Source organism: Nesterenkonia sedimenti (genome assembly GCF_012641515.1).
Taxonomy (GTDB): domain Bacteria; phylum Actinomycetota; class Actinomycetes; order Actinomycetales; family Micrococcaceae; genus Nesterenkonia; species Nesterenkonia sedimenti.
Window position 1 is genome coordinate 422360 of record NZ_JABAHY010000001.1, and the last position, 20181, is coordinate 442540.

Genomic DNA, 20181 nt, shown 5'->3' on the forward strand with positions numbered 1-20181 from the left:
GTTCAGTGTCCCATTCCTAGTCCGCCGTCAACTGGGATGACAGCACCGGAGATGTAGCCGGCGTCATCGCTGGCCAGCCAGCGCACTACCCGGGCTACTTCCTCTGCCTCGGCGAAGCGTCCGGCGGGGATGTTCTCCAGGTACTTCTTCTGGGTGTCCTCATCCAGCTGATCGGTCATATCTGATTTAACGAATCCGGGGGCAACCACATTGGCGGTGATCCCGCGCCCGCCCAGTTCGCGGGTCAGCGAGCGGGCCATACCCACCAGGGCTGCCTTCGAGGAGGAGTAGTTGATCTGGCCCGGGGAGCCGTAGAGGCCCACCACGGAGCCGATCAGCACCACTCGGCCCTTGCGCAGCTTCAGCATGCCCTTGGAGGCGCGCTTGAGCACGCGGAAGGCTCCGGTGAGGTTGGTGTCCAGCACATCGCTGAAGTCGTCCTCGCTCATCCGCAGCAGCAGGGTGTCGCGGGTGATCCCGGCGTTGGCGACCAGGATCTCCACCGGCCCATGGGCCTCCTCCACCTGTTTGAAGGCGGCGTCGATGGAGGCTGAGTCGGTTACATCTGCGGCGACTCCGAGTGCGCCCTCGGGTGCATCGCCGTTACGGGTGGTGACCGCCACTTTGTCGCCATTGGCGATGAACGCCTCGGCGATGGCCTTACCGATGCCCCGGTTGCCTCCGGTGACAAGTACCGATCTCTGGCTCATACGGCTCCCTTTGTGCTGCTCGAAGTGCTTATTGCGAAAATTGCTCGAATACACCCTACGCGACACGGCCTATTACCGGCGGGTTCACACCCCGTCCCTGACAGGGAGTTCTACCGCGCGTAGAATAGAGGGATGACCGATCAGGTCCACTCCATTACTGACGCCCCGCTGAAGCACAGCGTCGAGCAGCACAGCCGGATGATTCGCTACACCATCGCCATGTCTATCCGTATCGTGTGCTTCGTGCTGGCTGCTGTTGTCGGGGCGGTGTGGCAGAGCTGGTGGGCCCTGGCTCTGGTGGCCGCCGCCGTCGTACTGCCCTATGTGGCTGTGGTCGATGCCAATGCCGGTGGGGACCGCTATCAGGCTGCACGCCAGCCGGTCTCCCCTGAGGCGCAGCCTCAGCTGACCACCGGACACGAGGATCCCGTGGTCGACGAACAGCCCCAGTGGTGGGAGGCCGAGGACTCTGCCGATGCCGCTGACCAGCAGAACAGCTCTACGGTGATTTCTGGTGAGCTGGTGCAGGAGCGATCCTCAGGGAGACAGCACTGATGGATCTGCTCGGTGCGCTCAGCTCCGGTGAGGCTGGCCCGGAGACCCCTACTTGCTCACGCAAGGGCTGCACTGCCGAGGCTCAGTGGCAGATCAAATGGAACAATCCCAAGATCCATGACCCCGAGCGCAGGAAGATCTGGCTGGCCTGCTCCGAGCACCGGGACTGGTTGGAGAATTTCCTGCGCCAGCGGATGTTCTGGCGCAGCACTGAACCGATGGAGGAGGCCGCGTGAAAGAGCGTTACTCCTTCCTGATCAGCCCGGTCTGGTTGGGCTGGCTGGCGGCCTGTGTGATCTTCTGCGCGGTCTGCTATCTGCTGGGCCAGTGGCAGTTGGACCGCCGTGAGGGTGCCTTGGAGGAGATCAACCGGGTGGTCTCCAATTACGATGAGGACCCCATCCCCTACTCTGAGGCTCGCGAACTTTTCGTTGAGGGTGCCGATGAGGATGAGTGGACTGTGGTGACCATGTCTGGTCAATACATGCCGGAGGACTCTCTTTTGGCCCGTAACCGGGGGCATGGCGGCCAGGTGGGCTATGAGCAGCTGGTGCCTTTCCGTGAGGATTCCACCGGCGATGTTCTGGTGGTCTCTCGCGGTTGGCTGCCGACCTCCAGCACGGATGGCTCTCAACCCTCTTTCAACCCGGATCCTCCGGAGGGGGATGCCGAGATCACGGTTCGTCTGAAACCGGCTGAGCCGGCCATCGACCGTGGCGCCCCGGAAGGCCAGCTGGCTTCAGTGGACCTCGAGGAGTATGCCTCTGTGGTCGACTATTCGGTGGTCGAGGGTGCCTATGGGCTCATGGCCGAGGAGTCGCCTCAGCCGGCAGATGTCCCCTATCAGCTGGCTCGCCCTGCCTTGGATGAGGGCCCTCACCTGGGGTACTCCATGCAGTGGGTGGCCTTCGGCCTGCTCAGCTTTGTCGGCTGGGGCTATGCGGCCCGGGTCCACGCCCGCAACCGTGACATGGAGCTGCTGGAGGACGCAGAGGACGACGGCGCCCTGGCCGGTTCCCCTGCGGTCTCCCTGTCGAAGCAGGAGCGCCTGCGCGAGCTGAAACGCATCCGTCGCCAGCAGTCTGGCAAGTACTCAGATGAGGACGCCGAAGACGCCTGGGTTGAGGAACGTCTTCTGAACCGCTGAGCTGCGGCTGGCTCAGGCGAGTTCTACGAGGTCTTCGTATTCCTTGGTGTAGAGGTCCTCGATGCCGTCGGGCAGCAGTACGACTCGTTCGGGATCCAGCGCTTCGACCGCCCCGGGGTCGTGGCTGACCAGCACCACTGCGCCTTCGTAGGTGCGCAGCGCGGCCAGGATCTCTTCACGGGATGCTGGGTCTAGGTTATTGGTGGGCTCATCCAGCAGCAGCACATTGGCACTGGAGGCCACCAGAGTGGCCAGGGCCAGCCGCGTCTTCTCACCGCCGGAGAGCACCCCGGCAGGCTTGGAGGTGTCATCCCCGGAGAACAGGAAGCTGCCGAGGATCTTGCGCTGATCGGTATCGGAGAGGAACGGCGCTGCCGTCTTCATATTCTCCAAGACGGAGCGTTCGGTATCCAGGGTGTCGTGCTCCTGGGCGAAGTAGCCCAGCTTCAGCCCATGACCATGGATCACTTCTCCGGAGTCCGGCTCGGATGCTCCGGCGAGCATGCGCAGCAGGGTCGTCTTACCGGCACCGTTATAACCGAGCACCACAACCCGGGATCCTCGGTCGATGGCCAGGTCCAGCCCGGTGAAGATCTCCAGGGAGCCATAGGACTTGGACAGTCCCTCAGCCATCAGAGGTGTTTTGCCGCAGGCCTGGGGTGAGGGGAAGCGGATATTGGCGACCTTATCGGCCTGCCGCTCCCCTTCAACACCGGCCATCATGCGCTCGGCACGTTTGAACATGGACTGCGCGGCAGCTGCCTTAGTGGCCTTGGCGCGCATCTTCTCAGCCTGGGCCCGCAGCGCACTGGCCTTCTTCTCCGCATTGGCGAATTCGCGTTTGCGCCGCGCCTCGTCCTGCTCCCGCTGGGCGAGGTACTTCTTCCAGGTCATGTTGTAGACATCGACCGTCATCCGCATCGCGTCCAGGTAGAGCACCTTATTGACTGTGGTCTCGATGAGGTCCACATCGTGCGAGATGATCAGTACACCACCGGGGAACCGCTGGAGGTAGTCCCGCAGCCAGACGATGGAGTCGGCGTCGAGGTGGTTGGTGGGCTCATCCAGCAGCAGGGTATCGGCATCGCTGAAGAGGATCCTGGCCAGTTCCACACGCCGGCGCTGACCTCCGGAGAGGGTCTTCAGCGGCTGGGTGAGGATACGTTCGGGCAGGTCCAGGTTCTTGCAGATGATGGCAGCCTCGGATTCAGCCGTATAGCCTCCGGCTGCCTCGAAGCGGGACTGCAGCCGGTCATAGGCCTTCATGGCCTTCTCCCGGGCTCGGTCGTCCTCGGAGGCCATATCTGCCTCAGCCTGGGTGAGTTTGCGGGAGATGACGTCCAGCTCCCGGGCGGAGAGGATCCGGTCCCGGGCGGTCTGTTCCATATTCTCCACCCGCGGGTCCTGTGGCAGATACCCGATGGAGCCGCGCCGGTCGACATTACCGGCGGCCGGCTGGGCTTGTCCGGCCAGGACCTTGGTCATGGTGGTTTTGCCGGCGCCGTTGCGGCCGACCAGACCGATCTTATCGCCGGCGTCGATCCGGAAGTTCACCTGGTCCATGAGCAGGCGAGCACCGGCACGCAGCTCAAGGTTGGATACGCTGATCAACGGTGAATTTCCTTAGATGTAGATGATGGAGAAGTTATTGGACAACCAGGACAGTCTAACGATCCGGGTCGATGATCTATGCCTGGATGTCGAAACGGCCGCAGGCGACCAGCGGCGTATTCTGCATCCGCTTCAGCTGGAGATCACCGAGTCGCGGGTGGCGGTGATCGGTTCGAATGGCTCGGGGAAGTCCACGCTGCTGCGATTGCTGGCTGGTCTGGCTCAGCCCACTGCTGGTGAGGTGCGGTTCTCCCCCACGAGGCCTTCGACAGGGTTCATCTTCGCGAATCCGCAGGCCCAGCTGGTGATGCCGGTGGTGGGTGAGGATATTGAGTTTTCCCTGCGGCAGCGGATCAAACAGCGTGCTGAGCGTCGGCGTCGTGCTGAGGAGATTCTGCGGGGCCTGGGGTTGGCCGACCGGATTGATTCCAGTGTCTATGAGCTCTCCTCCGGGGAGGCTCAGAAGGTCGCCCTGGCTGGTGTTCTGGCCACTGAGCCGGGTCTGGTCCTGGCGGATGAGCCGACCACGCTATTGGATCTCCGCAATGCTGCGGAGTTTCAGAACCGGCTGCTGGACCTGGATGTGCCGTTAGTGGTGGCCACCCATGATCTGGAGTTCGCGGCGCGGGCCGACCGGGTGCTGGTGTTCCATGAGGGCCATCTGGCCTTCGACGGCGCACCTGCCCCGGCCGTTGCCCACTACCGGCGCTTGGCTCTGGGCTAGATGTTGAACCCGAGGGCGCGCATCTGCTCCTTGCCGTCCTCGGTGATCTTCTCCGGGCCCCATGGCGGCATCCATACCCAGTTCAGCCGCCATTCATCGACCATAGTTCCCACATGCTGACCGACCTGCTCTTCGAGCACATCGGTGAGCGGGCATGCCGCAGTGGTCAGGGTCATATCGATGATCAGGGCGCCGTCCTCGGCGTAGTGCAGCCCGTAGAGCAGCCCGAGGTCGACAATGTTGATGCCCAGTTCGGGGTCGATGACCTCTTTGAGGGCTTCTTCGATGTCTTCTAGGGGTGTCTGTGTGGTGGTGTCAGTCATTCCCCACTCCCTTCTTTACTTCCATCTTGCGCTTGGATGAGCGCGTCCCGCAAGGCCATCCAGCCAAGCAGTGCGCATTTCACCCGTGCTGAGTAGCGCCCTACCCCGGTGAAGGCACCGAGATCTTCGAGCTGGTCCATCTTTTCGGGGTCCAGTTCCTGGCCCCGGTTGTGGATGAGTTCACGGAAGGTCTCGCCGAGTTCCTCGACCTCGGTGACGGGTTCGCCGTCGACCATTTCGTACATCAGTGACAGTGAGGCCTGGCTGATCGAGCAGCCTTTTCCGGTCCAGGCAAGTTCGCTGATCTTGCCCTCGGCGGTGTTGACCTGAACATTGCACTCATCCCCGCAGGTGGGGTTGACCTGGAAGGACTGCCCGGCGGGGTTCTCCAGTGTGCCCTCCCCGGAGCGTTCCCGGGAGTGATCGAGGATCACCTGCTGGTAGAGCTGTTCCATCGCATTAGCCAAAGAACTTCACCACCTGTTTGAGGCCCTCGATGAAGGCGTCGACGTCGTCGTTTGTGTTGTAGACCCCGGCTGAGGCGCGGGTGGAGGCATGGACTCCGAAGCTGCGGTGAGCCGGCTGCGCACAGTGGTGGCCGACGCGCACCGCGATTCCCTGGTCATCGAGCACCTGCCCGACATCGTGGGGGTGGACCCCGGGGACGTCGAAGGCGACCACGGCCAGCCGGTTCTCCGGTGTGGTGGGGCCCAGCACGCGGATCCCGGGGACAGTTGCGATGCCTTCGAGCATCCGCTCGGCCAGCTGGTCCTCATGAGCGGCCAGCCGGTCCATGCCGAGGTTGTTGAGGTAGTCGATGGCCGCATGCATGCCAGCGGTCTGGGCGACCATCTGAGTGCCGGCCTCGAAACGCTGCGGCGGGGGCATGAAGGTGGTCTCCTCCATGGTCACAATCTCCACCATGGACCCTCCGGTGAGGAAGGGCGGCATGGCTTCGAGCAGCTCGCCACGACCGTAGAGCACCCCGATCCCAGTGGGAGCAAGCATCTTATGTCCGGAGAAGGCGGCGAAGTCCACACCAAGTTCGGTGAAGTTCACCGGCAGGTGGGCCGCTGACTGGCAGGCATCGAGGACGGTGTAGGCACCGACGGCCTTGGCACGGTCGACGACGGCGGGCACATCAGTGATTGCCCCGGTGACATTGGATGCGTGGGTGAAGGCCACGATCCGGGTCTTCTCACCGATGACGTCGAAGCTGGCAGGGTCCAGGCGGCCGTCCTCGGTGGCGGAGATCCACCGGAGCTTTGCCCCGGTCTTGGCGGCCAGCTCCTGCCAGGGCACCAGATTGGCGTGGTGCTCGAGTTCGGTCACCACGATTTCGTCCCCCTCGGCCAGGCGGAACCGTTCTGCTGCGGTCCCGCCCAGCCCGAGGGTGGCGTTGAGGAAGCTGTATGCCACCAGGTTGAGCCCCTCGGTGGCGTTTTTGGTCCAGACAATCTCGGAGAACTCGGCACCGACGAACCCCGCTACGGCAGCCCGTGCCGCCTCATAGGCCTCAGTGGCCTCTTCGGCGATCTGGTGGGCGCCGCGGTGCACGGCGGCGTTGTGCTTCTCGTTGAAGCGCCGCTCGGCGTCCAGAACCGCAGTGGGTTTCTGCGCGGTGGCCCCGGTGTCGAGGTAGACCAGGCGTTTCCCGTCCCGGACCGTACGGCCCAACAGCGGGAAGTCGCCTGCGACGTTGAGGGAAGTCTGGGTCAAAATGCTCCTAAGTACTTCAGGCGGCCGAGACGGCTGCCAGGAAGCGGTCGTAACCGTTGGCCTCGAGTTCGTCGGCCAGCTCGGGCCCGCCCTGCTCGGCGACCTTGCCGTCGACGAAGACGTGGACGTAGTCAGGCTTGATGTAGTTCAGGATGCGGGTGTAGTGGGTGATCAGCAGAGTGCCCATGTTGTTCTCTTCGTGGGCACGGTTGACACCCTCGGAGACCACGCGCAGTGCGTCGATGTCCAGACCGGAGTCGGTCTCGTCGAGGACGGCGATCTTCGGCTTGAACAGCTCCAGCTGCAGGATCTCCACGCGCTTCTTCTCACCGCCGGAGAAGCCTTCGTTGACGTTACGGTTGGCGAAGTCGGCGTCGATGCGCAGCTTCTCCATGGCGTCTTTGACCTCTTTGGTCCAGGTGCGCAGCTTGGGAGCTTCGCCGTCGATGGCGGTCTTGGCTGTGCGCAGGAAGTTGGTCATGGTGACCCCGGGGACCTCCACGGGGTACTGCATGGCCAGGAACAGGCCTGCCTGGGCGCGCTCATCGGGCTCCATCTCCAGGACGTCCTCACCGTCGAGGGTGATGGAGCCGGAGGTGACCTCGTAGCGGGGGTGGCCGGCGATAGTGGAGGCCAGAGTGGACTTGCCGGAGCCGTTGGGGCCCATGATGGCGTGCTTCTCACCGGAGCTGATGGTCAGGGAGACGCCTTTGAGGATCTCCTTGGTGCCCTGGTCGGTTTCGATGGAAACGTGAAGGTCCTTGATCTCAAGGGTAGACATTGCGTGGTGTCCTTTACTGGTTCTAAAAGGTCTTAACGATTAGGGGGACGACGCCGGAACGTCAGTTGCCGTGGATCTTCAGCTCGTTCTCGAGGTCCTCCTGGAGGCTCTCCTCGAGCTCGGGCACCTCGATCTTCTGGATGATCTCGTTGAGGAAGCCGCGAACCACCAGCTGACGGGCGATGTCCTCGGGAATGCCGCGGGCCATCAGGTAGAAGAGGTGGTTCTCGTCGAAGCGTCCGGTGGAGGAGGCGTGGCCTGCTCCTTCAATCACGCCGGTTTCGATCTCCAGGTTGGGCACGGAGTCGGCGCGGGCGCCGTCGGTGAGCACCAGGTTCTCGTTCTTCTCGTAGGAGTCGGTGCCCTCGGCGGCCTTGCGGATGAGCACATCCCCGATCCACACGGTGCGTGCGGATTCGCCCTGCAGTGCGCCCTTGTAGAGCACATTGGAGGTGTTGTTGGGAGTGTTGTGGTCCACGAAGGTCCGGTGCTCGAGGTGCTGGCCGGAGTCGGCGAAGTAGAGACCGTACATCTCGGCCTCGGCACCCTCTGCGGCGTAGCGGAAGTTGGTGTTCAGGCGCACCACTTCACCGCCGAGGGTCACAGCGACGTGCTTGTAGCTGGCGTCGCGGCCGACTTCGGCATCGTGCTGCCCGGCGTGGATGGCGTCGTCGTTCCAGCGCTGGAGGCTGATGACCTTCACATCTGCGCCGTCGCCGACCTTGATCTCCACGTTTCCGTTGAAGTTGGCCGAGCCGCGGTGCTCCAGCACGAAGGTCGCCTTGGAGTTGACCCCGGCCTCGAGGACGATATGCGCATTGCCGCGCAGTCCGGCCTTGATCCCGGTGATGTCGATCTTGACCTGTTCGTCCAGTTCGGCATCGGCGGGCACCTGGATGTAGAGGGCATCCTCGGTGTGCTTGGTGGCCAGAACGGCGGCCCGGTCGGCAGGCTGCAGCACGGTGTTGCGCGGTGCCTGGTCGGCCTTGAGGGTGGAGATCACCACTGCCTCAGGTGCCTTGACCTGGTAGTCGACGGGCTCGTCCTCGGTGCCGGCGTTGGCGGTGGGCTCATCGCTGAGGACTCCCGCGAGCTTCTTCAGCGGGGAGAACCGCCACTCCTCTTCCCGACCGTTGGGCTGGGGGAATTCAGCGAGGTCGAAACCGGTGTGGCGGTTGGCGCGGGAGCCAGCTGAGGCCACAGTCTTCCTCTGGGTTTCGCCCAGGCCGCCGTGGCTGTGCTCGGTGTCCACTTTGGCGGCGGCGAGCTGTTCGCCCTCCTCGGTGAAGCCGGGAATGGAGATCCGGCGTTCGCCGACGTCGACGCCGGCGACCTTCTCTTCAGTATTGGTCATCGTTTCCTTCTTGTGTGCAGGACTGGATGCTTTAGGTATGCGAAATGATGCAGACGGCGTCGTCGGGCGTATTAGCCGACGGAGCCCTCCATCTGCAGCTCGATGAGCCGGTTGAGCTCCAGGGCATACTCCATGGGCAGCTCACGGGCGATGGGCTCGATGAAGCCGCGCACGATCATCGCCATTGCCTCGTCCTCGGCCAGGCCACGGGACATCAGGTAGAACAGCTGCTCCTCCGAGACCCGGGAGACAGTTGCCTCGTGCCCCAGGGTGACATCGTCTTCGCGGATGTCGATGTAGGGGTAGGTATCGGTCTTGGAGATGGTGTCCACCAGCAGGGCGTCACAGACCACGGAGTTCGCGGAGTTCTTGGCCTCTGCGTTGACCTGGACGAGTCCTCGGTAGGAGGCGCGGCCACCGGAGCGTGCCACCGACTTCGACACGATGGAGCTGGAGGTGTTCGGCGCCATGTGCACCATCTTGGAGCCGGTGTCCTGGTGCTGGTTCTCGCCGGCGAAGGCAACCGAGAGGGTCTCGCCCTTGGCGTGCTCACCGGTGAGGTAGACAGCGGGGTACTTCATGGTGACCTTGGAGCCGATGTTGCCGTCGATCCACTCCATAGTGCCGCCCTCGTCTACCACCGCACGCTTGGTCACCAGGTTGTACACGTTGGTGGACCAGTTCTGGATGGTGGTGTAGCGAACGCGGGCGTTCTTCTTCACCACGATCTCGACCACTGCCGAGTGCAGGGAGTCAGTGTTGTAGATCGGGGCGGTGCAGCCTTCGATGTAGTGGACGTAGGAGTCCTCATCGGCGATGATCAGGGTCCGCTCGAACTGGCCCATGTTCTCGGTGTTGATGCGGAAGTAGGCCTGCAGCGGGATCTCGACGTGCACGCCCTTGGGGACGTAGACGAAGGAGCCGCCGGACCACACGGCGGTGTTCAGCGCGGCGAACTTATTGTCACCGACGGGGATGACCGAACCGAAGTACTCCTCGAAGAACTCGGGATGCTCCTTCAGGGCGGTGTCGGTGTCCATGAAGATGACACCCTGCTCCTCGAGGTCCTCACGGATCTGGTGGTAGACGACCTCGGATTCGTACTGGGCGGCCACACCGGCGACCAGACGCTCACGCTCTGCCTCCGGGATACCCAGCTTCTCGTAGGTGTTGCGGATGTCCTCGGGCAGGTCTTCCCAGGTCTGGGCCTGCTTCTCGGTGGAGCGCACGAAGTACTTGATGTTGTCGAAGTCGATCTCGGAGAGGTCAGCACCCCAGGTCGGCATCGGCTTGCGGTCGAAGTACTTCAGGCCCTTCTGGCGCAGCTTGAGCATCCACTCAGGCTCGTCCTTCTTGGCCGAAATATCGGCGACGACGTCGGCATCGACACCACGCTTGGCGCTGGCGCCGGCGTCGTCGGAGTCGGCCCAGCCGTACTCGTAGTTGCCCAGCCCCTGGAGTTCAGGGTTGTCATCCAGAACTTTCTGGATGACACCGGGGTCGTTGGTGTTGCGCAAAGTCTCTTCGGCCTTGGCGATCTGCTCGGTCATGACAACCTCTCTTGTTGACGCGGGGAAATCACGATTCTCTTACGACCGGCTTTCGTGCCTGCCGGCGAAGTCTGGGTTCCGTCCTTTTGTGCTGCTCGTTCGGCGGCGAGTTTTTCGCGCCCGACGGGGACGTGTGTGGTGCAGACGTGGGCGCCAGCTGCCTGGGTGGAGAGCCTCCGGACGTCTACGTTGAGCAGCCGGGCGATCATCGCGGTCTCTTCTTCACAGAACACCGGATGGGCTGCTGCTATTTCCCGGATGGGGCAGTGACCTTGGCAGAGCTGGGTGGACTGCATGGCCAGCAGCGGGTTATCCCGTCCGACCAACCGGGTGAAGCCGGCGAATCCGTCTGCATTGAACAGCGCGGAGAGCTTCTCAGTGCGTTCGTCTAGGTCCTCGATGTTGTTGAGCTCATCGACGTATCGCTGTTCGAACTGTGTGAAGTATGCCTGGGCCAGTGCTCGAGCTGCCTCGGAGTCCTCAGTATGGGACTCCCCTGCGCCGATACCGGCGGCGTCGAGCTCTGTGGGCTCAGTCTGACCGTGGTCCTCGGCGGCATGTTTCTCCAGAACCGACAGCGCGGTGCGGACCAGGTTGAGGTAGTCATCACCGAGTTCCTCCTGCCCACGGGAGGAGATGACGTAGCGGCGGGAGGGCCGGCCGGCACCTTTGCGCCGGCCGCTGATGTTTTTGATTTCGACGACGCCCTGTTCGGTCATCGCATCGAGGTGGCGGCGCACGGCGGCGGCGGTGAGATTCAGTTTCCGGCCGAGCTGTGCTGCGCTGATGGGACCTTCTTCCACCACCAGCTGCAGGACCCGCTCACGGGTAGACCCGTCCGACTCGGCGGTGATGCCCTCTTCGGGGACTTCCGCAGTAGTCTCGGCCTCGAATTTCATGACTCTATTCTGACCTATTCAGATTAAGGCGTCTAGCAAGGCCCACCTAACATCGGCAAGGAGTCTTCGCTGAAATACTGGGTGGATGCTCAGCGACCTCTTCACCAACCCTGCTGTCACACTTATTCTAGGGGCGATCTTGGGTGCTGTTGCGCAGCGCGTTGTGGATGTCGGGTGGAACAAAACAGCCCGGTCATTCAAGATCTCCTCCCGCCGGAAACAGGCCCGCCGGCAGAACCAGATCGAGGAAGATACCCGGATCACTACCCTGGCGCCTTTCGTCCCACCCATCGACTGGAGCGATAACCGGGAGAATATCCGGGCCAGCATCCGGCCGCAGAGTTTCTTCCTCTCTCCCCCGCAGGATCTGCGGACCGGCTTGGACGCCAACCAGTTCCCGCATACCGAGGATGTTCTGCCCGATACCTTCCATGACTTCTTCCAGGAGGTCTCGCGCCTGCAGCCGATCAAACGCACGCCCGCTGCCCTTCGAAAATGGGCGGAGGAACACGGCGACGACGCCCGTCCCCAGACTCTGTATTCACTCCACGCCTACCGCACCCTGGGTCTTTAGGAGCGACGGCGCTGGGGGTTCCGCGCCCGGCTGCGCTTCCTCCACCAGATGGCACCGGCCACGATAGCGCCCAGCAGTACGAGGCCGACCGCACGCGGCACTTCGTCGTCGTCGCCGTCTTCGGACTCAGACTGGGGCTGTTCCTCTGCAGCATCGGGTGATGCCTCTGGGCTCTCGGTTTCCTGCTCTTCGGCAGGCTCCTCAGTTTCCCGCTCGGTCGGTGCAGCCTCAGCGGCAGCAGCCTCTTCAGGGCCAGCGTCGGTCATGGCCACAGCCGGGGCTGCCGGGGTGTCGGCACATTCAGGATCGGCCAGTACGTTCTCGATGAACTGGTGCTCAGCCGGTGTCATACTGAGCTCGTATTTGTCCTTGATATAGATCTTGGTTCCGACGAACTCGCAGTAGATGCCCTGGTTCGGCGGCATGTACTCGGTGACATCGCGTGAGCCTTTGGACCGGTTCTCGGATGCCGAAACTGCCAGGAGGTTCTCTTTGTCCTGGTAGAACTCCTGGCGCTGTTCCTCGGTCCAGTCGTGTCCACCATTGCGGTGGGCCTGTCCCACGGCGACCACATGCTCAATATCCACCTGGGACTCCCCCAGGACGTGTTCCATCCATTCGCCGCTGTAGGGGTCTGTGGTTTCACCGTATTCGACCGCGCAGTCCTCACGGACGCTGAGCGTGTCGGGGTCAAGGTCGCGGACAAGCACATCATTGCGGGTATCGCAGCCACTGCCATCGGCATCGGTCCAAGAGGTTCCCCAGTCAGACCGCTCGTAGTCATCCATGGAGGCGTCTTCGGCCACGGTGATCCGCGCCAGGACCTCCACAGCAGGCTCATATGTGGTCTCATCCTGAGCGTTCCCCGCAGCGGCACCCGCGGCCAAAAACCCAAGAACGACGACGCCGGTAAGCGCCCGCCTCATGCGTTATCGACCAGGAGCGTGCCGACAGCTGGGGCGACCTCTTCGGTGAGCAAGGGGGCGAGATCCTCTCGGGGCTGCAGTTCGTCTAGGGGGATCCATTGCAGTTCCGCGATCTCGGCAGCCGGTTCCAGCTGGGTGAGAATGGCTTCAGCCTCCTCGTGGAACTGCACGAGGAAATTCTCACAGACAACAGTGAACTTCTCTTCGTTCGCCGCGGCCGCACTGAAACTTCCCATCGGCCTCAGCTGATCAGCAGTGAGTGTCAGGCCGATCTCTTCCTGGGCCTCCCGGATGGCGGTGGCTGCTCCGCTCTCCCCCGGTTCGGGCTTACCACCTGGCTGCATGAACCGGCTGGTGCCTCGTTTGCGGACGGTCAGTACTCGCTGCTGGGCATCCAGGACTACGACGGCGGCCACCCGGATGATGTTCTCATCGCTCACCGACAGAAGCCTACCGACTCCACGTCATCGCAGAATCAGTAGACGAGGCCTGTTTCGACTCATATCGCCTATCTCGTATCCGTCAATAGGATCAGACTGGTGGTAGACATAAGGCCTAGGTCGCAATTCGAATGCAAACCAACCCCGTCCGGGTTCTGCCCACCCTTCGGCTGGTGACCAACCGGACAGCTCTGCTTCCCAGAATTGGTACGCCGAACATACTTCTAGTTCAGTGCCATGATCCTCGTCATATGGTCTCTATCATCGCTATCCTCTGGCGGATACATCGCAGGGCCGCCGGCCGTGATTGAGGCGCCCACGAGTCCCGCCGGCGTGAGAACCACCCCATCATGAAAATCCACGTCGATGGGACTGAATGAATCGCTATCGGTGGACGTGCTCCGATTACCTGGCGCCATACGGAAGTAATCAGCATCAACTTCATGCCATACGCTTCCCGGCTCCCCCTCGAGATCAACAGTGATTTCATAACCGCCCTCAGCCCCACGCATTTCCATCTCGATCTCGGAAACCCGATTTACACGCCCCGGAACAGACAACGGCCACTCATCCGCCTCGCAGTAGACAGAGTCACCCTCATCGGGACCGAGCCGGTCACAGTCGAGGCCAATGGCGCCGGCGTCTTCATTCTCCAAAATCTGTTCCAGATCCCCACCAGGGGTTCCACTGCATCCCACAGCGAACAACAGCACCCCGGCCAGCGGCGCAAAGACATACTTATCCCGGCGAGAAAGAGAATCAGGTATAGCCAAGAGTGTCTCAGACCACACCGGTTCCGACTAGGCTCCTTTTGTCGAATTCCCCCACCTGCCACAGGCGAGGTCATTCGCCTGACATCTGCAACTTCTACACTGCGTAGAAAACGGTAGACTAGTGGGGTGCCCTCATCCGCCGCCTGCCTCCGTTTGGCCGGAGTGCGCTATGCCGTGGGATCCGCCCGCTCCGCCCAGGGCGTGACCGAAATCCTCTCCGGTGTCGATATCACCGCCAACCGCGGCGAAGTCACCGTGATCATCGGACCCAACGGCGCTGGCAAAACCACCACCCTCGGCATCGCCCAGGGACTGCTGAAACCATCAGCCGGAACTGTCCAACTGCTGGGCCAGACCCCCTACCGGGCCGGGGCCGATCTGCGCGCCCGAGTCGGAGTCATGCTCCAGGACAGCGGCCTCCCCCAATCGGTGAAACCCCGCACACTCCTGCGGCATATCAGCAGCCTGCACCAGAACCCCTGGCCCCTGGATGACCTCATCGAACGCCTGGATCTCTCCGGGTTCTTACAGACCAATATCCGCCGCCTCTCCGGGGGCCAGAAACAGCGCATCGCCATGGCTGCAGCCCTGATCGGCAACCCCGAGCTCGTCTTCCTCGATGAACCCTCCGCCGGACTGGACCCCCAATCGCGCCAGCTGGTCTTCGAACTCATCAACTACCTGCGCACCCAGGGCATCGGCATCGTACTGACCACCCACCTCCTCGAGGAGGCCCAGAGCCTCGCCGATTCGGTGTTCATCCTCAAAGACGGCGTCGTCGTACGTTCCGGCACTGTGGAGGAACTCACCGGCTCCACCGCTGAGACCAACGGAACTCTGCCCACCGAGACCCGGCCACTGACCTTCGCCTCCCCACGAATCATCACCCGGGAGGAACTGGCCACCGCTCCCCTGCCAGTTGAACTGGCCAGCGGCAGCAATGGTGCCGGCGCACGCTGGAATGTCACCGGTATTGCTGGGCCTGAAGACTTCGCCAAGCTCAGCCAGTGGTGGTCCCAGATCGACCTCATGCCCGCTGAGGTCAGCTTCGAAGCCCGCACTCTTGAAGACGTCTTTTGGGAGGTGTCCGTCCCGTGACCGCAAACCAGACCACGACGACGCCGACCCCCTCCCGTCCTGCACCCCCGATCACCCGGGTGCTGGCCCACGGGCTGTATGAGGCCCGCAATACCCTGCGCAATGGCGAGCAGCTGTTGGTCTCGCTGATTTTGCCGCTGCTGGTCCTGGTGGGACTGCACCGGGTGCACGCGGCCACCGATATCGTCCCCGATATCAACACCATCGCCCCCGGGGTCCTGGCCCTGGCGGTGATGGCCTCCGCCTTCACCGGACAGGGCATCGCAACCGGTTTCGAGCGCCAATACGGGGTCCTGGCCTATCTGGCCACTACTCCCCTGGGCCCCGTCGGACTGATCCTCGGCAAAGCCCTGGCTGTGCTCTGCGTGGTGCTCATCCAGGTGCTGGTCCTCGGCGGTGCGGCCCTGGGCCTGGGCTGGACACCGGATCCGCTGGGGCTGATCTGGCTGCTGGTCGCCGTAGTCCTCGGTGCTGCCGCCTTCACCGCCCTGGGCCTGCTGATCGCCGGCACCGTGCGGGCCGAGGCAACACTTGCTCTGACCAATATCGCCTGGGTGCTTATGGGCGCCGGCGGTGGCGCTGTGCTGCCGCTGAACCATGAGGGCACCGGGGCACTGCTGCTCGCCCTGCCCTCTGCGGCACTGGGCGAGACCATGCGTACCGCTACCACCCAGGGCAGCCTCGCCCTGGTTCCGCTGCTGATTCTGGCCGGCTGGGCGTTGGCCGGTGTCCTCGCCGCAAGGAGATGGTTCCGATGGACATGATCGTCCAAAAACTTCCCACCCGTATCACCCGTGTGACCAAGGCACTGGCCTGGGCGACCCTGATCTCCAATATCGGGATCATCCTCACCGGTGGTGCAGTGCGGCTGACCGATTCCGGCCTCGGCTGCCCCGAATGGCCCCGGTGCACCGCCGACTCCTGGATCTCCACCCCGGAGATGGGCATCCACGGAGCCATCGAGTTCGGCAACCGGCTGCTGACCTATGTGCTGATCGCCATCAGTGTCGCCATGTTCCTGGCAGTGGTCCGGCTCTGGAAAACCCACCGGCCCCTGGTGGTGATGTCGATGATCATCGGCTTCGGCATCCCCCTGCAGGGTGTCATCGGCGGTATCACCGTCTGGACCAACCTCAACCCCTGGGTGGTAGCCCTGCACTTCCTGGCCTCAGCCGGACTGGTGATGGTCGCGACCATGCTGCTGGGACGGGTCACCCTCGAGCTCAAGCAGGGCGGACTGCAGGGCGTTCCCCTTGCCGATGGTGCATCGGATGGCACCTCCCGGCAGCTGGCCGTTGTGGCTCTGGCCACCAGCTGGGCCGCCGTCGTACTGGGCACTGTGGTGACCGGAACCGGCCCGCATGCCGGCGACCCCGGCTCACCGCGGCATGATTTCGACGCCGAACTGGTCACCCAGCTGCATGTCATCCCGGTCTACATGCTCTGCGCGACCGCTGTTGTGCTGGCGATCAAGCAGTTCCGGACGCAGACATCACCGGCTCAGCGGAAGGCCGTCTGGTTCCTCATTGCGGTGATCCTGGCCCAGGGCGTGATCGGCTACTGGCAGCACTGGACCGGCCTGCCGATCCTGCTGGTGTGGTTCCATATGCTCGGCTCAGCAGTTCTGATGGTGGCCGCGACCCTGGTCTTCGACCGGTACCGTGCCGACTACCGCACCCGCGGACTCGGCGTTGAGGCCGCTCAGCGCGAGACCGTGTCGTCGTAGATCGACAACGATCCGGAGTAATTGGCAACCCAAACACTGCCGGTCATCGCGTCATAGCTGACCCCGATCGGCAGATGCCCGGTATCCCGCCGGTCGATCTCCTCCAGAGTTTCGGCGTCGAATTTGGAGACGCTGTCCTCGTAATAGTTGACCACATACAGCGCGGTGCCGTCGGCTGAGATATCCATGGTCCGCGGTTCCCGCCCGGTGCTGGTGGAACCGATGACCTCATCGGTCTCAGTGTCGAAGGCCACCAGCAGATCGGAGCGAGAGAAGGTCACATACAGGGTCTCGGCATCGGGTGAGAGCACCAGGTGGCGCGGGAACTGCGCCTCGTTGTAGATGACCTCGCCCTCTCCGGTTTCCAGATCCACCTTCCAGAGCTCATTGGCGTACATCGCGGTGACATAGACGGTGCGGTTATCCGGCATCGCGGCGATACCGCGCGGCTGGGAGTTCAGCGGAACCCGCATCTCCTCCTCACCGGTTTCGGTATCGATCACCGAGAGGTCGAAATCGCACCAGTTGGTCACCAGCAGTCGGGACTCATCCGGGGTCAGCGCCTGGTACTTCGGCACCCGGCCGACCTCAATGAACTGGTCCCAGTCCTGGTCCTCCACGCTGTAGCGGAAGACCCCCGATGGCGCGACATCCTCCCCATTGCGGCAGTCATCATAGGCGGTGGCGCCCAGGTCCCCGAGTCGGTACTGGGAGACATATGCGTGCTGTCCATCCTCGGTCCAGACCGCCTCCACCGGTGCCCCTTCGACGTTGTCGGGATAGCCCTCCACACCCAGGGCTCCGGGGTTGATGGTGTCGTCGAGTTCCTGGACCAGCTCACCGGTTTCGGTGTCGTAGATGGTCACCGAATGTTGGTACATCATGTTGTTGGCGATCGCCAGACCACGGCCGTTGGCCACCACTGATTTCGGGGTGATCACCGGTTCGCTGATGGTCTCGGTGTGCTCAAAGGTGGTCGTGTTGGACTCCGGGAAATCCGGGGGTTCCTCCACATCAGGATCCTCAGCCTCACTGTCATCTTCCTCATCCGTTTCAGATGAGTCGGAGTCCTCGGTGCCTTCGGTCTCCTGCTCGGCTGTGGCGTCGTCGTCGGAGTTTTCTGTCTGATCCTCAGCATCGGTGGCCTGCTGGGGCTCTTCCTCGGCTGCACAGGCTGTCCCCACCACGAGGAGGGCTGCTGCAGCAGCACTGAACTGAGTACGACGCCGCCTGCTCACCTGCTGGTCAGCCATAGCTCCCCTTCTACATAATGACTTGGACTGTCCCTGCGATTCTGTCATGGGCTGAGCGCCCATCCGGGGATATCACGATGACCGGCAGGATCAGCAGCAGCAGGAGTGTGCGGACCAAAGCCCAAAGTGGTCCGGGGATTGAGACCGGCGCATTGGGCTGTAGGCGCACCACTTGGATACGCACCAGTCGTTTGCCGATGGTGACGCCGAGGAACCCTGTCAGGGCCACATGCATCAGAACGAAGACGCCTAATGTGACCCAGGGGTTGAAATTGAACCAGGTCCAGGAGATCAGGGAGGCTAATCCCCAGTCGATGAACAGAGCGAGGATCCTGCGGCCCCAGGGGGCCAGTGATCCGGGGCCATTGGGTGGGAGTCCCAGTCTGTCACCTGGGTAGCCGGCGTCGTTACTCACGGCCATCTAGTCTACGCGCCAGCACCCTGTGCAAAGTGTGTAACATGCCAGAAACATTTGTGTGACCGCTGGGAAACCAGCCAGTGGATAGGCTTGAGCCGATCCTGTAGTAAACCACTGAACAAGGAGCAAACGGACGCATGTTCTCAAGCCCTCAGGAAGTCCTCGATTTCATCAAGAAAGAGGACGTTAAGTTTGTTGATGTCCGCTTCACCGACCTCCCCGGTCTGCAGCACCACTTCAACGTCCCCGCACACACCGTAGACCTCGACTTCTTTGAGGACGGTCAGCTCTTCGACGGCTCTTCCATCCGTGGTTTCCAGGGAATCCAGGAATCAGATATGCAGCTGATCCCGGACCCCTCCACCGCCTACCTGGACGAGTACCGCGAGGCCAAGACTCTGGTGATGACCTTCTCCATTGTCAACCCGCGCACCGGTGAGCCCTATGGCCGCGACCCCCGCGGTGTGGCCCAGAAGGCTGAGGAGTACCTGAAGGCCTCCGGCATCGCCGATACCGCCTTCTTCGGCCCCGAGGCTGAGTTCTTCCTCTTCGACAGCGTGGCCTTCAAGAACACCCCCAACGAGTCCTTCTTCTCCCTGGACGCTAAGGAGGCCATCTGGACCTCCGGCGATGCACTGCAGGATGGACCCGGCGGCCACAAGCTGGCCACCAAGGGCGGTTACTACCCGGTTTCCCCGCAGGATCAGTCCGCTGATGTCCGCGATGAGATCGTTCTGGCCCTGGAGCGCGCTGGCCTGTCCGTGGAGCGCTCCCACCACGAGGTTGCCGGCCCCGGCCAGCAGGAGATCAACTACAAGTTCAACACCCTGACTCTGGCTGCCGATGACATCCAGAAGTTCAAGTACGTGGTGAAGAACACCGCTGCTGCCTACGGTCTGGCTGCCACCTTCATGCCCAAGCCGGTCTTCGAGGAGAATGGCTCCGGTATGCACTGCCACCAGTCCCTGTGGAACGAGGGTGAGCCCCTGTTCTTCTCCGAGACCGGTTACGCCAACCTCTCCGACACTGCTCGCTGGTACATCGGCGGCATCCTGAAGCACGCTGCTGCAGTGCTGGCCTTCGCCAACCCGACCGTGAACTCCTATAAGCGTCTGGTCAAGGGTTACGAGGCTCCGGTCTCCCTGGTCTACTCCCAGGGCAACCGTTCGGCTGCTATCCGCATCCCGATCACCGGTTCCAACCCGAAGGCGAAGCGCATCGAGTTCCGCGCACCCGATGCCTCCGGTAACCCCTACCTGGCCTTCTCCGCCATGCTGATGGCTGGCCTGGACGGCATCAAGAACCGGATCGAACCGCATGAGCCGGTCGATAAGGACCTCTACGAGCTGCCCCCGGAGGAGCTGAAGGACATCCCGCAGGCTCCCGGCTCCTTGGACGAGGCCCTGGAGGCTCTGGAGGAGGACCACGACTTCCTGCTCGAGGGTGGCGTGTTCACCGAGGACCTCATCGAGGCCTGGATCGAGTACAAGCGCGAGGAGGAGATCGATCCCATCCGCATGCGCACCACTCCCACCGAGTTCGAACTCTACTTCTCGGTCTGAGTCTTACTGACTCGCACCTTTCGAGGAAAGCCCCCGCA

Annotated in this window: 23 protein-coding genes; 9 read left to right on the forward strand and 14 right to left on the reverse strand. The window is 62.7% G+C overall.

The window, feature by feature from the left end; translation table 11 throughout:
- Positions 1 to 2: 2 nt before the first annotated feature.
- Positions 3 to 710: a beta-ketoacyl-ACP reductase gene (locus HGQ17_RS02025; protein ID WP_168886281.1), complete on the reverse strand. Its 708-nt coding sequence runs from the start codon at positions 708 to 710 to the stop codon at positions 3 to 5.
- Positions 711 to 842: 132 nt separating this feature from the next.
- Here HGQ17_RS02025 and HGQ17_RS02030 point away from each other — a divergent pair, with 132 nt between their 5' ends.
- From HGQ17_RS02030 to HGQ17_RS02040, 3 genes are read left to right on the forward strand one after another with little or no spacing between them, the layout of a single operon-like run.
- On the forward strand, positions 843 to 1265 hold the full coding sequence (locus HGQ17_RS02030) for a DUF3099 domain-containing protein (protein ID WP_168886282.1): 423 nt from the start codon (positions 843 to 845) through the stop codon (positions 1263 to 1265).
- Positions 1265 to 1501, forward strand: coding sequence for an acetone carboxylase (locus HGQ17_RS02035; protein WP_168886283.1), 237 nt, complete (start codon positions 1265 to 1267; stop codon positions 1499 to 1501). The genes HGQ17_RS02030 and HGQ17_RS02035 overlap by 1 nt, the downstream gene beginning before the upstream one ends.
- A complete protein-coding gene (locus HGQ17_RS02040) occupies positions 1498 to 2412 on the forward strand; it encodes an SURF1 family cytochrome oxidase biogenesis protein (protein ID WP_168886284.1) in 915 nt (304 codons plus the stop codon). Before HGQ17_RS02035 ends, HGQ17_RS02040 begins: the two co-directional genes overlap by 4 nt.
- Before the next feature lie 12 nt (positions 2413 to 2424).
- On the opposite strand, the gene HGQ17_RS02045 is transcribed toward HGQ17_RS02040, so the two are convergent.
- Complete coding sequence (locus HGQ17_RS02045) at positions 2425 to 4023, reverse strand: ABC-F family ATP-binding cassette domain-containing protein (RefSeq protein ID WP_168886285.1); 1599 nt, start codon at positions 4021 to 4023, stop codon at positions 2425 to 2427.
- Between the two features lie 22 nt (positions 4024 to 4045).
- Between HGQ17_RS02045 and HGQ17_RS02050 the strand changes: the two genes are divergently transcribed.
- On the forward strand, positions 4046 to 4747 hold the full coding sequence (locus HGQ17_RS02050; RefSeq protein WP_324615146.1) for an energy-coupling factor ABC transporter ATP-binding protein: 702 nt from the start codon (positions 4046 to 4048) through the stop codon (positions 4745 to 4747).
- Here HGQ17_RS02050 and HGQ17_RS02055 read toward each other — a convergent pair.
- The 7 genes from HGQ17_RS02055 to HGQ17_RS02085 form a co-directional block, all read right to left on the reverse strand.
- Positions 4744 to 5070, reverse strand: coding sequence for a metal-sulfur cluster assembly factor (locus HGQ17_RS02055; protein WP_168886286.1), 327 nt, complete (start codon positions 5068 to 5070; stop codon positions 4744 to 4746). The genes HGQ17_RS02050 and HGQ17_RS02055 overlap by 4 nt on opposite strands.
- Entirely contained in the window at positions 5067 to 5525 is a 459-nt protein-coding gene (gene sufU / locus HGQ17_RS02060; RefSeq protein ID WP_168886287.1) for a Fe-S cluster assembly sulfur transfer protein SufU, read from the reverse strand. The genes HGQ17_RS02055 and sufU overlap by 4 nt, the downstream gene beginning before the upstream one ends.
- Positions 5526 to 5529: 4 nt before the next feature.
- Entirely contained in the window at positions 5530 to 6789 is a 1260-nt protein-coding gene (locus HGQ17_RS02065; protein ID WP_211090330.1) for a SufS family cysteine desulfurase, read from the reverse strand.
- A 16-nt stretch (positions 6790 to 6805) separates the two neighbouring features.
- Positions 6806 to 7570: a Fe-S cluster assembly ATPase SufC gene (gene sufC / locus HGQ17_RS02070; protein WP_168886288.1), complete on the reverse strand. Its 765-nt coding sequence runs from the start codon at positions 7568 to 7570 to the stop codon at positions 6806 to 6808.
- A 61-nt stretch (positions 7571 to 7631) separates the two neighbouring features.
- Positions 7632 to 8924 (reverse strand): Fe-S cluster assembly protein SufD, encoded by a 1293-nt coding sequence (gene sufD, locus HGQ17_RS02075; RefSeq protein ID WP_168886289.1) that lies wholly within the window; start codon positions 8922 to 8924, stop codon positions 7632 to 7634.
- A 71-nt stretch (positions 8925 to 8995) separates the two neighbouring features.
- The gene (gene sufB, locus HGQ17_RS02080; protein ID WP_168886290.1) at positions 8996 to 10474 is read right to left on the reverse strand and encodes a Fe-S cluster assembly protein SufB; all 1479 of its coding nucleotides are present in this window, start codon (positions 10472 to 10474) and stop codon (positions 8996 to 8998) included.
- Positions 10471 to 11373, reverse strand: coding sequence for a helix-turn-helix transcriptional regulator (locus tag HGQ17_RS02085; RefSeq protein WP_168886291.1), 903 nt, complete (start codon positions 11371 to 11373; stop codon positions 10471 to 10473). Before HGQ17_RS02085 ends, sufB begins: the two co-directional genes overlap by 4 nt.
- Before the next feature lie 85 nt (positions 11374 to 11458).
- Between HGQ17_RS02085 and HGQ17_RS02090 the strand changes: the two genes are divergently transcribed.
- Positions 11459 to 11947: a hypothetical protein gene (locus HGQ17_RS02090; protein ID WP_168886292.1), complete on the forward strand. Its 489-nt coding sequence runs from the start codon at positions 11459 to 11461 to the stop codon at positions 11945 to 11947.
- On the opposite strand, the gene HGQ17_RS02095 is transcribed toward HGQ17_RS02090, so the two are convergent.
- From HGQ17_RS02095 to HGQ17_RS02105, 3 genes are all read right to left on the reverse strand, one after another.
- Positions 11944 to 12873 carry a GmrSD restriction endonuclease domain-containing protein gene (locus tag HGQ17_RS02095; RefSeq protein ID WP_168886293.1) on the reverse strand — a complete coding sequence of 310 codons (930 nt, stop codon included), beginning with the start codon at positions 12871 to 12873 and terminating at the stop codon, positions 11944 to 11946. The genes HGQ17_RS02090 and HGQ17_RS02095 overlap by 4 nt on opposite strands.
- Positions 12870 to 13313, reverse strand: a complete 444-nt coding sequence (locus HGQ17_RS02100) for an NUDIX hydrolase (protein WP_168886294.1) — start codon at positions 13311 to 13313, stop codon at positions 12870 to 12872. The genes HGQ17_RS02095 and HGQ17_RS02100 overlap by 4 nt, the downstream gene beginning before the upstream one ends.
- Positions 13314 to 13537: 224 nt before the next feature.
- The gene (locus HGQ17_RS02105) at positions 13538 to 14104 is read right to left on the reverse strand and encodes a hypothetical protein (RefSeq protein ID WP_168886295.1); all 567 of its coding nucleotides are present in this window, start codon (positions 14102 to 14104) and stop codon (positions 13538 to 13540) included.
- Positions 14105 to 14212: 108 nt separating this feature from the next.
- Between HGQ17_RS02105 and HGQ17_RS02110 the strand changes: the two genes are divergently transcribed.
- The 3 genes from HGQ17_RS02110 to HGQ17_RS02120 are packed head-to-tail and all read left to right on the forward strand — an operon-like array spanning position 14213 to position 16910.
- Complete coding sequence (locus HGQ17_RS02110; protein WP_324615147.1) at positions 14213 to 15184, forward strand: ABC transporter ATP-binding protein; 972 nt, start codon at positions 14213 to 14215, stop codon at positions 15182 to 15184.
- Positions 15181 to 15948, forward strand: a complete 768-nt coding sequence (locus HGQ17_RS02115; protein ID WP_168886296.1) for an ABC transporter permease — start codon at positions 15181 to 15183, stop codon at positions 15946 to 15948. The genes HGQ17_RS02110 and HGQ17_RS02115 overlap by 4 nt, the downstream gene beginning before the upstream one ends.
- Positions 15939 to 16910, forward strand: a complete 972-nt coding sequence (locus HGQ17_RS02120; protein WP_168886297.1) for a COX15/CtaA family protein — start codon at positions 15939 to 15941, stop codon at positions 16908 to 16910. The genes HGQ17_RS02115 and HGQ17_RS02120 overlap by 10 nt, the downstream gene beginning before the upstream one ends.
- Here HGQ17_RS02120 and HGQ17_RS02125 read toward each other — a convergent pair.
- Entirely contained in the window at positions 16886 to 18163 is a 1278-nt protein-coding gene (locus HGQ17_RS02125; protein ID WP_168886298.1) for a YncE family protein, read from the reverse strand. The genes HGQ17_RS02120 and HGQ17_RS02125 overlap by 25 nt on opposite strands.
- 10 nt (positions 18164 to 18173) lie before the next feature.
- Positions 18174 to 18578 (reverse strand): RDD family protein, encoded by a 405-nt coding sequence (locus HGQ17_RS02130; protein ID WP_407670722.1) that lies wholly within the window; start codon positions 18576 to 18578, stop codon positions 18174 to 18176.
- A gap of 140 nt (positions 18579 to 18718) precedes the next feature.
- Here HGQ17_RS02130 and glnA point away from each other — a divergent pair, with 140 nt between their 5' ends.
- Entirely contained in the window at positions 18719 to 20143 is a 1425-nt protein-coding gene (glnA, locus tag HGQ17_RS02135; protein WP_168886300.1) for a type I glutamate--ammonia ligase, read from the forward strand.
- Positions 20144 to 20181: the final 38 nt, after the last annotated feature.

What these genes read in the sequence shown, in the direction of transcription:
- HGQ17_RS02035 (WP_168886283.1), top strand. Translation starts at nt 1,265, where the DNA reads ATGGATCTGCTCGGTGCGCTCAGCTCCGGTGAGGCTGGCCCGGAGACC.
- HGQ17_RS02095 (WP_168886293.1), bottom strand. Translation starts at nt 12,873, where the DNA reads ATGAGGCGGGCGCTTACCGGCGTCGTCGTTCTTGGGTTTTTGGCCGCG.
- sufD (WP_168886289.1), bottom strand. Translation starts at nt 8,924, where the DNA reads ATGACCAATACTGAAGAGAAGGTCGCCGGCGTCGACGTCGGCGAACGC.
- HGQ17_RS02030 (WP_168886282.1), top strand. Translation starts at nt 843, where the DNA reads ATGACCGATCAGGTCCACTCCATTACTGACGCCCCGCTGAAGCACAGC.
- HGQ17_RS02050 (WP_324615146.1), top strand. Translation starts at nt 4,046, where the DNA reads ATGATGGAGAAGTTATTGGACAACCAGGACAGTCTAACGATCCGGGTC.
- HGQ17_RS02055 (WP_168886286.1), bottom strand. Translation starts at nt 5,070, where the DNA reads ATGACTGACACCACCACACAGACACCCCTAGAAGACATCGAAGAAGCC.
- HGQ17_RS02085 (WP_168886291.1), bottom strand. Translation starts at nt 11,373, where the DNA reads ATGAAATTCGAGGCCGAGACTACTGCGGAAGTCCCCGAAGAGGGCATC.
- HGQ17_RS02025 (WP_168886281.1), bottom strand. Translation starts at nt 710, where the DNA reads ATGAGCCAGAGATCGGTACTTGTCACCGGAGGCAACCGGGGCATCGGT.
- HGQ17_RS02120 (WP_168886297.1), top strand. Translation starts at nt 15,939, where the DNA reads ATGGACATGATCGTCCAAAAACTTCCCACCCGTATCACCCGTGTGACC.
- sufB (WP_168886290.1), bottom strand. Translation starts at nt 10,474, where the DNA reads ATGACCGAGCAGATCGCCAAGGCCGAAGAGACTTTGCGCAACACCAAC.
- HGQ17_RS02125 (WP_168886298.1), bottom strand. Translation starts at nt 18,163, where the DNA reads ATGGCTGACCAGCAGGTGAGCAGGCGGCGTCGTACTCAGTTCAGTGCT.
- sufU (WP_168886287.1), bottom strand. Translation starts at nt 5,525, where the DNA reads ATGGAACAGCTCTACCAGCAGGTGATCCTCGATCACTCCCGGGAACGC.
- glnA (WP_168886300.1), top strand. Translation starts at nt 18,719, where the DNA reads ATGTTCTCAAGCCCTCAGGAAGTCCTCGATTTCATCAAGAAAGAGGAC.
- HGQ17_RS02090 (WP_168886292.1), top strand. Translation starts at nt 11,459, where the DNA reads ATGCTCAGCGACCTCTTCACCAACCCTGCTGTCACACTTATTCTAGGG.
- sufC (WP_168886288.1), bottom strand. Translation starts at nt 7,570, where the DNA reads ATGTCTACCCTTGAGATCAAGGACCTTCACGTTTCCATCGAAACCGAC.